Source organism: Enterococcus sp. 5H, assembly GCF_028128615.1.
GTDB lineage: Bacteria > Bacillota > Bacilli > Lactobacillales > Enterococcaceae > Enterococcus_L.
In genome coordinates, this window is the sequence record NZ_AMDP01000019.1 from 25459 (window position 1) to 40051 (window position 14593).

Here is a 14593-nt window from a genome sequence, read left to right on the forward strand (position 1 = left end):
AATTTTTTCAAAACCTAACATTCTTCTAAACGAAGCTTTTGTTTACCATCAGCAGTAAAATTAGTTTCCGCTAACCACGCTTCTAAACGAGCCTTGTTTTTTCCCCACTCGCTATCAATAATCGAAAACCAAGCTGTATCTCTGTTACGATTTTTGTAAACAAGCGCATTTCGAAAAATCCCTTCAAAAATAAATCCCAAACGTAGTGCTGCATTTCTAGACGGTCCATTTAGTGCATCACATTTCCACTCATAGCGACGATATCCTAATTCATCTATAGCATAACAAGCTAAAAGATACTGCGCTTCTGTGGCAATCCGTGTTTTTTTCAATTGATCTGAATAAATCACATAACCAACTTCAATACTCCCCTGCTGCTCATCTATACGCATCAGTGCTAATGTACCAAGTGCTTTTCCACTTACTTTGTCGATAATTGCATATTGAACAAATTCTTGTGATTGACTGATAAATGTCAGATGATCTAAAAATTCACTTTCACTTTGAAATGCTTCCATAGGTATGTACGTCCATGTTTCAGGATTACTTTCCGGTCCATAAATTTTATATAAATCCGCAAAATGTTTCTCCGGATCAATTTTTTCTAAATTGCAATACGTTCCTTCTAGTAAATTTTTTTTAGGAAATTCCCGCTTATTCCAGTTAGTTACAGGGTACCCAATTGGTTGATTGTATTTATTTGTTCTTGCTTTTTCCAAATAATCGCCTCCTGTTTCAACTAGTTTAACAAATAACTATCTTTATTCCTACTGATGCTATAAAATTATATCTTTTTTAGAAAAATTATTACTTAAAAATGATAAAAATTCAGTTAAAATGTTTTGCTAGTTATGATATGATAAATATAAGTAATACAATAGGTACACAAGAACTTTATAAATGAAAAAAAATAACGATAAAAGGTAGATTGATTTCTTACTAAATTAAAATTTATAGCAAAAGGAGGTAAATTCTTGAAAATCGCATTGTGTGACGATGATACAGTTGAAATAGGAAGAATTGAACAGTTTTTAACTTTATATTACCAACAAAAATATGATTTTGATTTTTTTAGCAGCGAAACAAAATTACTAAAATACATTCATAAAGTAGACACACGATACAGTATTTATTTTATTTCAATAGAAATGGCCAAAAACAATGGTCTTCATTTAGCTCAAAAAATTCGAGAGTTTGATTTAGCAGCGTTAATCATTTTTGTTTCAAACAGCAACTTTTATATGTCGGAAGCTTTTAAAGTCCATGCCTTTGACTACTTAATCAGACCCCTAACTAAGGAAAAACTGCTTGAAACCATGCTTAGAGCACAAAACTATTTAAATACAGCTAATACATATTTTGATTTTTCATTTAATAGAAAAACAATTGTTTTATCAATGAACGAAATTATATATATAGCGAAAAGCGGCCGTATTGCCTACATTCATACTAGGGAAAAAGCCTACAAAACTTATTTAACCATGTCTGAAATATTGGATAAGCTAGATTTGAACTACTTTGTTAAAACGCACGGAAGCTATGTACTAAATTTAAATTATGTTAATGAAATTATTAAAAATGAAGTTATTCTCAAAAATGTGGAAAACACGGAACAACACGACATCCTTGCTATCCCCATAAGTCGAAAATTTAAGGATCAATTAAGAAGTAAATATGTAAAATTTTTAAATAAAAATTAAATTATTTTTCTTTACATCCAGTTTGAAAGAAAACGCAAATAACCATATATAAAGACCACTAAGGTCTAACGAAAAAACTAATAATTAGCTATTTATTACATTAAATTCGCATTTTATTACGTCAATGGTTTTTATAGTACTTTTATATGATAGTCTTTACATAAGCTAGGTATCTTTTTAGATACCTACTAGATTATAAAAATTTGGAGGAATGAAAAATGGCAGGCGATAGAATTAAATTATCCCCACAAGAACTAAAAACTTCAGCAACAAAATACAATGACGGATCAAACCAAGTAAACGATATCTTGCAAAAATTACAAAGTGAACAAGATACTATCCAAGGAAACTGGGAAGGTAGCGGTTTTGACAGCTTTAACGATCAATTCAGCGCATTAAAACCTAAAGTATCAGAGTTTGCTGAATTATTAGAGCAAATCAACCAACAATTAATCCAAGTTGCTGACATCATGGAAGAAACAGACCAAAATATTTCTTCTGCAATTGGAAGAGGCCTATAGGCAATCATATAACTGAGGAATAGGGAGGGCTTCTTGCTTCTCACTATTCCTCTTTTTTTAGGAGAATGGAGACATGAACAGTAAAAAACTTTATTACATTTTAAAATCTGTTTGGATGGTTTTAATATTACTTATTATGCTTATATTCATGAATCGGGATTTTACGGATATCTCTGCTAAAAAAGACCAAGAAGAAGAGGATATGAGGCTAAATATTGCTCTAGTAAATGAAGATGCTGGAGTTAATAAAAATAACATAGACTATAATCTTGGTTCCGATTATGTCAAAAAAATTGAAAAAGATGTTACCTATAATTGGTTCACAGTCAGTCGAGGAATTGCTGAAAATGGGTTGAAAAATGGGACATACAACTTGCTCGTAACGATTCCAAGTAACTTCTCAAGTAAATTACTAGAATTAGATAGCCAAGCACCAGAAAAAGTTCAAGTAAATTATAAAATCAATGCAAACGGAAATGCGACTTTAGAAAATGAATCAAGAAGCGTTGGGAGAAGAATTGTTAGCGACTTGAATCAGCAACTCGTGGATTTATATGTAGTGAGCATTGTTGACAATTTGTATACTGCACAAAGAAATATTGAAAAAGTTTATACAAATCAAACAGCTTCGGTGGGCACGTTCCAAGATATTCTTTATCAACCGACGATTAACTTTAAAGAGTATTTGCCAAGTATCACCTCTCAATCCCAAAGTGCTTTGCAAGCCAATGATATGCTGACAAACACCTTAACTGAATTTATCAAAAATCCTGAGTCACTTGTTAGTAGTCACCAAGACTTCTCTTCGTTATTGGAACAGTTGTTAAAACAAAGAGCAGATGGAAAACTAACATATGAAGAATTTGTATCAAGATTAACTTCTATGGATGAAAGCATCTTAAGTTCAGAAACAAGTAAAATCTACAGTACATTGGAGAGTTTAAATCAATCTTTGCAAGCAGATTTTGTGGCTTCAGAAGATGGTGATGGACAGTACATTCAGCAAATGAATGCATTAAATGATCAGCTAGTAGCATCCAAAGCAGATGTGGAAAAGCAAATTACCGAGTTAGAAGCTATTCAAGAGAAATATTTCGATACGTATAGTACGGAGTTCTTTAAACAATTTAGAATTAGTAATCCAGAAGAAGCAACTAAAGTTACATTTAAAGATGTTCTAACAAAAATGGATTACGACTATAGCCAACTAAATTCCGTCTCTAGATTCAATGATAGCTATTTAGAAAAAATGCAAAAACGTTTAGACAGCCTACCATTTAAACAAGATACGCGAGATATTAATGAATTCAATGAAGTTTTCTTATATGGTTATTTACCATACACAACTGATCCTGCAATTGAAAAAATTCGCGACTATATCTATGGATATAACGGTATGCTGGAATATGTAGAAAAGATAAATCAAAAAATTAGAGAAACAAATGAAAAGTATCCTGAAAATACACCAATAAAAGAACTAGAGTGGAAAGTTGACAGTGAGATCATTGGTGCTAGTTCCTATCACCAAAGTTTAAGAACGGCTTACGATAGACTAGTTAATCAAAGAGAAAATGCTCTCACAAAAGAAAAATCTTTCACTATTTCACTTACAAATTATAGAAATATTGGCAGTATCATGTTTGGTAACTTTCCTGAGGGTGTAGAAAGTATTACTTACGGTTACCCTGATACTCCAGTTATTCCAAATAGTCCAATTCCAATTGATTCAAGTAGTTCAATTAGGGTTAAGTATACTTTTTCTACTGATTTTGATGAAACGCAAGGAGCACCTGAGATACCAATTACTGTTACAGCTACAATTCCACCAGATGTTACAAGAAGTGCCGTTACTTCTGATCTTGTTCCATCAGTCGATGTTATACCGGATGAGACAAAACCAGAAGAAGAGACTACAAGTACAGATACTGAAGAGGATAAGACAACTATCTCACAATCAACAGAAGAAAAATCAATGGAATCTACACCTGTAGAAACATATACTAGTCGTGCAGTTAACGGAGTATACTCTATTTCATGGAACCAGAAAACAGATGTTTCAGCATTCCTTTCAGAAAGCTATCAATACGCAAACAGAAAGTATGCCGAAGAATTAGGAAAATCAATCGAATTATATAAAACAGTCAATATTGAGCTACAGGAGTTTGACAAGTACCCATTCGATATTTTTAACAATTTATTGGACATGAACATGACTGACATGTTTAAAGAAGTGCTTAACGGAACATTTGCCTCAGGACATTATAAAGATCAGTATACAAAACTTGATTCTTTAAAAAGACAAGCTAGTGACATTGATCGGCAGTCCGAACGAATTGGAGAAAAGCTTCAAGAAATCCAAGGAAACACTATGAATCTAAATACGAATGTTCAAAGCCATTTAAACCAACTCGAAGATTGGCAAAAAAACATGTCTACTATCAACGAATCAGAAATAAAAGTTGCTTCCGATAATACTGAAACTGACACAGAAATTTCGGCAATTAACTCAATGTTAGAAACAATAAAAACACAAGCCGAAATGCTAAAAGATGCTTCTGACATGAATGTAAAAGAAGCTGAAAGTGTGAAATCGATCTTTACTTCTTTTGATAAAGATGTAGCGCAAGCCCAGAAAAACGGTGAAGATCTATCCGATAACGCCGACGTAATCATGGACAACCTAAACAAAGAACTAGCAAACAACAATGACTTTGTTTCTGCATTTATCAAAGTCTTGAACAATGCTCATAAAGACGGTGTCCCAAATAACACATTGTTGCAATTTATCGCTAATCCTGTTAACGGTAAAGCCGAAGCAACGATTAAAACAACCGAAATCAACGAACCATTCACTTGGATTTTGATTATGTTTACATTGAGTTTATTTGTAGCTTACCTATTTGCTACGCAACCCGTTGTGAAAAAAGTGAAAAATAAATTTAAACGTGAAAAACTTTGGTTGAAAGACAATATCTTAGAAACAATTCTTCTTAGCTTAAGTGCCGTTGGTATGGGGATTATTTTAGGTATTTTAAGTATCAGCGAATTAGGAATCGCTAAAGAAGCACAGATTGTCTGGGTAATGATGGTCGTATTATTTATGCTGATCTTCTCATTATTAAATCACTATGCACTAAAACAGTTCCATATTGCAGGTTTTGCAGTGAGTCTCTTCTTATTTATTAGTTATGTCTTTGTCACCAACGCAATTGGAAAAACCAAAGGCAATAACCCGATGGTCGACGTAATTCGTGCAATTAATCCATTGTCTATTGGCGAAAATAATCTAGCTGATATTTTAGCGAATAATGCATTAAATGTCGTTCATATTATTTTATATCTACTAATAATCGCAGCATTGGTTGCATTCAATATTTTCATTTGGAAACCAAGAAGACGAGTGAAGGAAGTGGCGAAAAAGTGAAAAAATTAATGACCTTATTCTTACTAGGAGTAGGACTCCTCTCCTTTTCTAACACATCATTTGCAACCGAAACATTATTAGATAACAACTTAGATTTAAAAACAGATCGACTAAACCAAAAACAAGAAGATAATAAAAATGCACAAAGTTTTGTTGCAACCGACCGTTTGTTTGAAGAAGAAATGATCGAAAAGGTTACACACGCAAAACAAGTAGCAACGAAACAACGTGAAGAAGAAGAATCTAAATTATTTTTAAACAGACTACCTAGAACTAAAGAGACCGATCACACACAATTGTTTGCAGGAAATGAAAATAATCAAGCAGCAATTAGGAAAGAAGAAACTGTTACAACAGTTTCTTCCCCTATGGCGTTATTTCCCTTAATTTTAGGATTGGTACTAGTCACAGTCGTAACATTAGTGTTGTATCACAGTAGAAAAAGAGGTCAGCAAGATGGCAGATAATCAAGAACATATCAATATTACCTTGTTATATCAAGAAAATGAGAGTAAACAAGTTGATTTAAGAATTCCGAATAATATTACTGTTTACCGTTTTATTCGAGAGTTGAATCAGATTTTTAATAAAGAAAAAGCATTGAAGAAATACCAAATTAAGGTGTTAAATAAAGGAATTCTTTTAGATGAAGAAAAAAAACTAAAAGATTATCCGATTACTAATGGGGACATAATAGAAGTGTTGGGAGAGTAAAATTGATGGAAACCACGAAAAAACTAGACGTAATTATTGAAAAACACACATATGAATTTAACAAAACCGAGGAAAACTGGACGCTAGCTTTAAGAAAATCAGAAGTCCAAGTCAATGAAGAAAAAGATTTAGCTTTACTGAAAGTATCACATCCATTGTTGATGGATACAACTATCCAATGGGAAGAAGATACGGTTACCTTTACTTATGAGTTGCCGAAAGAACGTCTTACTTTTGACGAATTAAAAACAGCATCAAAAGAAGATAAATTACGAGCAATGGCAAATATGGCGAAAATTGAGCAATTATTGGATTTACCTTTAACATTCTTTATCCATCCAGAAAATATCTTATTTGACTATAACTTATTGCCTAAAATCGCTTATCGCGGACTAGCAGGTAAAATGCCGCCTAAGTTGACAAGCTATGACTTGTTATTGAGACAATACAAAAGCTTAATCATTGCCTTATTCGAAAAAAATCAAGATTTTTCAAAATTATATGAAGGTCAATTGGAGATCAAAAAAGGCTCAGAATTTATCCAAACAATTCTTAAAAAAGAAAGTTTTGAAGAGATTCGACAATACCTTATCGAAAACTACGATCAAACAGTGGAACACACAAATAAAACAATCAAGAAAGTAAGCAAAACAAAATTCCAAATCACAAAACAATTGTCAATTTGGATGTCTGTATTAGCTGTTATTTTAGTGATTCCATTAGCGTATCTACTATTTTTCCGTTTACCTTTCTTAGATCGCATGCAAAACACAGATACGGCTTTCTTGAAAAATGATTATGAAGCAGTTATCACAACGTTAGAACCTGTTCAAACAGCCAATATTCCATTTACCCAAAAATACGAATTGGCTTACAGTTTTATTCAAGGAGAAGCTTTGCAGGAACAACAGAAAAAGGTTATTTTAAACAACATTACACTAAGATCTGACGAAAACTACTTAGATTACTGGATCGAAAATGGTCGCGGAAATCTGGATGAAGCCTTAGATGTGGCGAAAAACTTAGAAGACTCTGACTTAATTCTTTATGGTATTACTCAAAAAATCGAACAAGTTAGAAAAGATACAAAAATGACCGGAACTGAAAAAGAAGAAACAATCAATAAACTTGAAGATGATTACAAAAAATATAAAGAAAAACGTGATGAAAGTGTGAACGCTGCTGCAGCTGAAGAAACACAAGGATCTACTGCTCAGGAGGGAAACTAGATGCATAAGATACAAGCACTCATCTACCTTCAGGGATACCGTTACCAACTAATCCTTGATGAAGAAAAAGCCCAACAAATCGGCAGTGATAACCAAGCTGCGTTGCATTTACCTTTATTGACAGAGGCAGATGCCTTTACGATCGAAATGAAAGAAAACTGGGTATTAACTTATCAAGACCAAGATCATGTACTTGAATTAGCTACTCCCCTTACTTTTTCACTATCTGACGATCAAAAAGCGACGGTCATTTTAGCACCTGTAAAAAAACTGCATATTTTTGATTTATTAGATAAAAAAGAAATCATCTTAAGCACGGATAAAGGCGCAACACTGGAATTACCAACTGAGGGACATACAGAACCTCTGACCGTTATTTTGAAGAAACAAGAAAATGAATGGCTATTAACACGGATTTCTGGTGAATTAATGATTAACAATCAGCTGTTTACCGAGACAGAATATGTGCTGCATAAAGGAGATGAATTATCTTTCTTAGAACATACTCTTAAAGTCTTTCCACATGAAATCCATGCAACAGAAGGAACGATTGTCAAATCTGATTTATGCGAAATCTATGCCTCTCGTTATGATGTCTACGAAGATTATCCAGATTTCCACCGTTCACCACGGATTATTTATCGTGAGCCAGAAGAAAAAATTACGATTAATGCGCCAAGTGATCCAAAAGATGCACCAAAAGATCAGTTGATTAAAACAATTTTACCGCCAATCGTGATGTTGATGGTAACAGTCGCTATGGCATTCTTCCGTCCAAATGGCTTATTCGTTTTAGCCAGTGCTGCTACAACGATGATTACCATTATTTTCTCGATTACTAACTATTTTAAAGGTCGAAAAGACCATAAACAAAGCTTAATCGATAGAGAAATCAGCTACAAAAAATATTTAGTCGATAAATCAGTTGAATTACACCAATTAAATCAAGAACAAAAACAAGGACAGCTGTATCATTATCCTAGCGTTTCTGAATTACTGGATATGACCAAAACCTACAGCCCACGGATTTATGAAAAAACACCGCTGCACTTTGACTTTCTCTTCTATCGTTTAGGCTTAGGGAATGTTCTGTCATCTAGTGACATTTCTTACTCGAACAAAGAACGTGGGAAAGAAACAGATGATTTGGAAAAAAGCGGATATGAACTATATACCAAAAGTTTAGAACTAAACGAAATGCCTGTTTTAGCCAATTTAATGAATGGACCTGTGGGGTATATTGGGCCAAGAAAATTGGTATTAGAACAATTACATTTACTCGTTAATCAATTATCGGTATTTCATAGCTACCATGATTTACAATTTATCTCCATCTTCCCGGAAGCTGAAAAAGACCAATGGGAATGGATGCGCTGGTTACCTCATGCGAAGATGCAAGACGTCAATGTACGTGGTTTTGTCTATAACCAACGTAGTCGGGATCAAGTTTTGAATAGTTTAAATCAAATCTTGAAAAATCGGAAAAACTCGATGGAAGAAAACCGCAATAATCGCGATAGTACGATCTTCTCCCCTCACTATGTGGTCATGATTACCGATGAAAAATTGATTCTGGATCATGTCATCATGGAATTCTTTAACGAAGATCCAAGTGAACTTGGCTGTAGTGTAATTTTTGTAGAAGATGTCATGAGTAGTTTATCCGATAATATCAAAACCGTTATTGATATCCGTGACCGCAATACAGGGGTTCTGTTATTGGAAGAAGGTCAGTTGAAAAACACGCCGTTCCAATTGGATCACTTCCCTGCTGGGTTTGACAAAGAACAATTACCGCGTTTATTAGCGCCGTTGAATCACTTACAAAACTTGAAATCAAGTATTCCTGAAGCTGTGACATTTTTAGAAATGTACGGGATTGAAACCTTTGATGAATTTAACGTGACCCAACGCTGGGCGGAACATTCCCCACATAAAACCTTAGCTGTACCGCTTGGTTTACGTGGAAAAGACGATATTGTGTATTTGAACTTGCATGAAAAAGCCCATGGTCCCCATGGTTTAGTTGCCGGGACAACCGGTTCTGGTAAATCTGAGATTGTGCAAAGTTATATCTTGAGTTTAGCGGTAAATTTCCATCCGTACGATGTCGCTTTCCTACTGATTGACTACAAAGGTGGAGGAATGGCGAACTTGTTCCGTAATCTGCCTCACTTATTAGGGAGTATTACCAACTTAGACGGTGCTCAAAGTATGCGTGCCTTAATCTCGATCAATGCCGAGCTAAAACGCCGTCAGCGCCTGTTCTCAGAGAATAACGTGAATCATATTAATCAGTACCAAAAATTATACAAAAATGGCGATGTGGATGAACCCATGCCTCACCTTTTCTTAATCAGTGATGAGTTTGCGGAGTTGAAAACTGAACAGCCGGAATTTATGAAAGAATTGGTTTCTACTGCTCGTATTGGACGTTCATTAGGGATTCACTTGATTCTTGCGACACAAAAACCAAGTGGTGTCGTGAATGACCAAATCTGGAGTAACTCGAAATTTAAACTTGCCTTAAAAGTAGCAGACCGTGCCGATTCGATGGAAATGTTAAAAACACCTGATGCGGCGGAAATCACACAAGCGGGTCGTGCGTATCTACAAGTTGGGAATAATGAGATTTATGAATTGTTCCAAAGCGCGTGGAGTGGCGCGGATTACCAGCCTGAAAAAGATGACCAGCAGATTGAAGATCATACGATTTACCTAGTGAATGATCTTGGTCAGTATGAAATTTTAAGTGAAGATTTAAGTGGACTGGAAAATGCGGATGATGTGAAACAGATTCCGACTGAATTAGATGCGATTATTGATGGGATTCATGAAGTAGCGGAACGTGAGAATATCACGCCTCTACCGAGACCTTGGTTACCGCCATTGGAAGAACGGATTGCTTCTTCTACCCTTCATCCAATTAACTTTAGAGAAGAATGGTTGACGGAGAAACAACCGCTTGAACCTGTACTCGGGGTTGTCGATGTGCCAAGCATGCAGGCACAAGAAACGTTACGCTTAAACATGACGCAAGAAGGACATATGATCGTGTTTAGTAGTCCGGGATATGGAAAAAGTACGTTTATGCAGACAGTTGTGATGGATTTAGCGCGTGTACATAATCCTGAAAGATTGAATGTGTACTTGCTTGATTTCGGAACGAATGGGCTATTACCGCTTAAGAAATTACCACATGTGGCTGATACGATGAGTATTGATGAAGAAGAGAAAATTGAGAAATTCGCACGTCGGATCAATGATGAATTGAAACGCCGTAAGAAACTTCTTAGTGAGTATTCTGTGGCTAGTTTGGATATGTATGAACGAGCGAGTGGTAAAGAAGAACCAATTATTCTTATCTTGTTGGATGGTTTTGAAGGATTGAAAGATGCGAAGTTCAATGAAATTCTTGAAAAAGTTATTACCCAAGTGGCTCGTGAAGGTGCTGGGATCGGGGTTCATTTACTTCTTTCTGCAGGGAGACAAAATTCAATAAGAGCCACGCTTTCAAGTAATATCAAAACGCAAGTTGTGTTGAAGATGATTGATGACAGTGAACCAAGAGCGATTGTTGGACGAACAACGTTAACGATTGATGATTTACCTGGACGTGGGTTGATTAAGTTGGATGAACCAGAATTATTCCAGACTGCGTTGCCAGCTGAAGGTGAAGATACGTTACAGATTATTGAAGCGATTCAAGAAGAAGTTAGCCAGATGGATGAGCATTGGACTGGGGCTAGACCAGAACCGATTCCGATGGTGCCTGAAATATTGACCGAAGAATATTTCGTTAACATACCGAGCGTACAACGTGATATGACCACCCCTAACCTGTTCCCTGTTGGGATCGACTTTGAAGAAGTACAAAGTGTTTCTTGGGATAGTTATAGAAGTAACCTCCTATTTGCTTATGGAAAAATACAAGAAGCTGAGCAATTCGGTAAACAACTCATCTCTCAATTATTACAAAAAGAACACCAAGTTATTTTACTCGATACAGCAAATAGTCCATTATATGAGCTCCACGATAAAGTATCTGCACTAGCAACAGAAAAAGAACAGTATCACGATTTGCTAAATGCTTTAAAAATACGTTTACAAGAACGTGAAGAACAATACACGATTGAAAGAGAAAAACAAGGTCAACTTTCCCCTACAGATTTTTATAGAGGTTTAAAACCAATGTATATTTTACTAAACAATGTTAACAAGGTCGTTAGTGAAATGGATACCCTAAATCAAACTTTATTGGTAAAATTATTAACAGAAGCACACCAAGTCGGCATCTACTTTGTTTCAATTGCAGATATTTTTGAATTATCAAAAGGTTATGATGATATTAGTAAGGTATTAAAACGTGCAGAGGAAGTAATCTTAAATGTTCGTTTAAATGACCAAAACATCTTTAGTCCAAGTAATAAAAACTATAAGGAAGCAATGTTAGCTGAAGACGAAGCATACTATCTTGTTAATAACGTTGCCTATCCAATTAAACAATACAAATAAAGCGAGCATAAAAAATGGGGTGAACAATAGATGAGTTCAGCAAGTATACGAAGTGCAATGAATTACGTCAGCCAAGAAAAAGCACAATTACAATCTTTACAAACAAAGCTTTCCGGGAAATCAATGCCTGGAAAGATGTCTGTCACGAGAAATACAGATGGTATGGCTGGGACAAAATATAAAGAACAACACGAAAATGTAAAAGAAAGTTTTACTACTTTTAAAAGTAGTGTAACGAGTGAAAAGAGTTCTGCTTTGGAAGCTTTAGCCACTAAAATTGGCAAACTAGAAACCGATCTAGAAAATCTAGAGGGACAGTATAAAGTAGCTGTTGCAGCTGAAAAAGCCGAAGCAGCAAGAAAAGTTGCCGAGGCAAAAGAAAAAGCAGAAAAAGCAAAAAACAAATGATAAACAAAGGAGGCATAACATGGCAGTAAAAATTGAACAAATTAATGATTTAGAAGAGCTAGGATCAAAGATCAAGCAGTATAGCTCCTCTATGACAAGTGCTTCAAGTTCAGCTCAAACGACCTTTAGTGCAAAACTTGAAGGATCAGCAGCAGACTCTGTTAATCAGTTTGTTGGTGTTATGAATCAATTAAAATCTGATGCTTTCGCAAAACTACCAGAAGCGACAACAAATTTCGCACAAGCATTACAAAATTATCATTCCGCTTTAAAAGGAGCAGGTTTTGATAATTTAATAAAATCAACAAAACCCGTTGTAGAAGAAGACTATTGCCAGAAAGTAACGAATACGGAATTCCAAACGTTTGAAGAAAAAGCGAATGACATAAAATCTGTTATTACTGAAATAGCTGGAGTATTGCCCGAGGTACCAGATTCTAAAGTAGAGACTCTCTTGAATACACTCCATACAGATTTACAAGGTAAGACAAATGAAATAAAAAATACTCGATCAACAGTCCAACAAGCACAAACAGCTTTTAAATCAAAATTAGAAGAAGTAGCCAGTGAGTTAGCACAATGTTTGACTTCCATTGAAAATACGATGAATTTGACTGACCCAAAAAGCGGATTGAAACCAGCAAATATGATAAAACTTATTTCACAGGGCTTTGGTAATGCTATAGTTTCTGGTAAAATGAATAAAAAGGATGTAGAAGCACTAAATTATTTAGGTGAAGGCGAATATGACAAGCTATTCAAACTAGATCCAAATCAACTCAGCGATCAGCTCCATGGTGTTTTAACAAATAAAGTAATTGATCAAGTTACTTTGGGGGAGGATGCTCCGGCTGATTTAGAAAAATTCTTAAGTGCATTACTTTCGCAAACTGGTGAAGGGGCAGGAGAGAGAGTTGCCAAATATCTGGAAAAATTCTCCGAACAAACTGCACTTCAATTTGCTCAACTTGGGGTAATTCTAATGTTAGATAATAATGATCCAGATTTACTCGCTCGATATGATAAAGTACGTTCTGTGGATACACTTTTTGAATCATTGTATGTTTTAAATCCTGTAAAAAGGACTATGGAGGACTGGGGATTTGGCTCTCAATGGGTAAACTACTATTCAAAATTAGAGGGTTTAAATTTTGGAAAAGATGGTAACGTTTCTTTTGATTTAAAGAATTACAAATCTCTTGTTGGGTATGAGGAATATGGATTAAAAAATGGTGTAAAAGAAATTGCCAGCATCCGCTACGATGAGATATTTGATTTTTCTAAAGCCGAAGATAACCAAAAGTTAGCAGATCTACGAACTAAAAAAGCTCAATTCGTTCAAGAAGTCTTATTAACCTCTGTTACTGTTGGTCTAGGAATTTTTGCACCAGAAGTAGCAGGTGTCATTGGAATTGTTTCAGCAATTGCTAATGCTGCAGGAACTGTCAGCAGCAGCCTAAATCAAACGAAAAGTATGAATGAACTGTTTGATAAAGGAATAATCACTTACCAAAAGCAACGCTTTGGAGATGATACTGAAGGATTCAAAGTTTGGAAAAACAACTATGATAATAATATAAAAAATAAGATTCGTGGCGGTGCAGGAGATATTATGGGGGGAATTGCAGATCTATGGGCCAATTGGGATCAAATGACTAAAGATATTGATGCGCAAGAAATGAAAGTTCTTCATAATATATTAGACATTGGTGGACTTGAAATCAAACAGAATGATACAACAACACATACTTTGCTAACACCAGTGGATAAGATGACTTTTGAACAACAACTTAGACTTATAGATTTTACAGAGAATGGATATCAAAGTTTCTTTAACCAACTGAATAATAATGCCAAAGGCGAGATATTAAATGCTTTAAAAAATAAAGGCGAGAAAAATAAAGATATTCTCCCTGTAATAAATTTCATTAAAAATGGTGGAGATTTGTCCAAAGTAAATATTGACCAAATACAGAATGTTTTAAGAGATGCAATTAACAGTACAAATTTAAATGATAAAGAGAAACTCGCTAAAGAAGCAAGTAAATGGTTCATGGATCCTAAAAACAAATAGGCTTAGGG

Annotated in this window: 10 protein-coding genes; 9 read left to right on the plus strand and 1 reads right to left on the minus strand. The window is 34.8% G+C overall.

The window, feature by feature from the left end; translation table 11 throughout:
* Positions 1 to 14 precede the first annotated feature (14 nt).
* A complete protein-coding gene (locus tag C240_RS06235) occupies positions 15 to 719 on the minus strand; it encodes a GNAT family N-acetyltransferase (protein WP_271492412.1) in 705 nt (234 codons plus the stop codon).
* Between the two features lie 255 nt (positions 720 to 974).
* Between C240_RS06235 and C240_RS06240 the strand changes: the two genes are divergently transcribed.
* The 9 genes from C240_RS06240 (at position 975) to C240_RS06280 (ending at position 14585) form a co-directional block, all read left to right on the plus strand.
* Positions 975 to 1700, plus strand: coding sequence for a LytR/AlgR family response regulator transcription factor (locus C240_RS06240; protein WP_271492413.1), 726 nt, complete (start codon positions 975 to 977; stop codon positions 1698 to 1700).
* A 218-nt stretch (positions 1701 to 1918) separates the two neighbouring features.
* On the plus strand, positions 1919 to 2221 hold the full coding sequence (locus C240_RS06245) for a WXG100 family type VII secretion target (RefSeq protein WP_271492414.1): 303 nt from the start codon (positions 1919 to 1921) through the stop codon (positions 2219 to 2221).
* Between the two features lie 73 nt (positions 2222 to 2294).
* Complete coding sequence (gene esaA / locus C240_RS06250) at positions 2295 to 5645, plus strand: type VII secretion protein EsaA (protein WP_271492415.1); 3351 nt, start codon at positions 2295 to 2297, stop codon at positions 5643 to 5645.
* Positions 5642 to 6112, plus strand: coding sequence for a type VII secretion EssA family protein (locus C240_RS06255; protein ID WP_271492417.1), 471 nt, complete (start codon positions 5642 to 5644; stop codon positions 6110 to 6112). The genes esaA and C240_RS06255 overlap by 4 nt, the downstream gene beginning before the upstream one ends.
* A complete protein-coding gene (locus C240_RS06260; RefSeq protein WP_271492419.1) occupies positions 6102 to 6359 on the plus strand; it encodes an EsaB/YukD family protein in 258 nt (85 codons plus the stop codon). The genes C240_RS06255 and C240_RS06260 overlap by 11 nt, the downstream gene beginning before the upstream one ends.
* A 5-nt stretch (positions 6360 to 6364) precedes the next feature.
* Positions 6365 to 7588, plus strand: coding sequence for a type VII secretion protein EssB (essB, locus tag C240_RS06265; RefSeq protein ID WP_271492421.1), 1224 nt, complete (start codon positions 6365 to 6367; stop codon positions 7586 to 7588).
* Positions 7589 to 12103 (plus strand): type VII secretion protein EssC, encoded by a 4515-nt coding sequence (gene essC / locus C240_RS06270; protein WP_271492423.1) that lies wholly within the window; start codon positions 7589 to 7591, stop codon positions 12101 to 12103.
* Between the two features lie 30 nt (positions 12104 to 12133).
* Positions 12134 to 12511 (plus strand): hypothetical protein, encoded by a 378-nt coding sequence (locus tag C240_RS06275; protein ID WP_271492424.1) that lies wholly within the window; start codon positions 12134 to 12136, stop codon positions 12509 to 12511.
* A 19-nt stretch (positions 12512 to 12530) separates the two neighbouring features.
* Complete coding sequence (locus tag C240_RS06280; protein WP_271492426.1) at positions 12531 to 14585, plus strand: hypothetical protein; 2055 nt, start codon at positions 12531 to 12533, stop codon at positions 14583 to 14585.
* Positions 14586 to 14593: the final 8 nt, after the last annotated feature.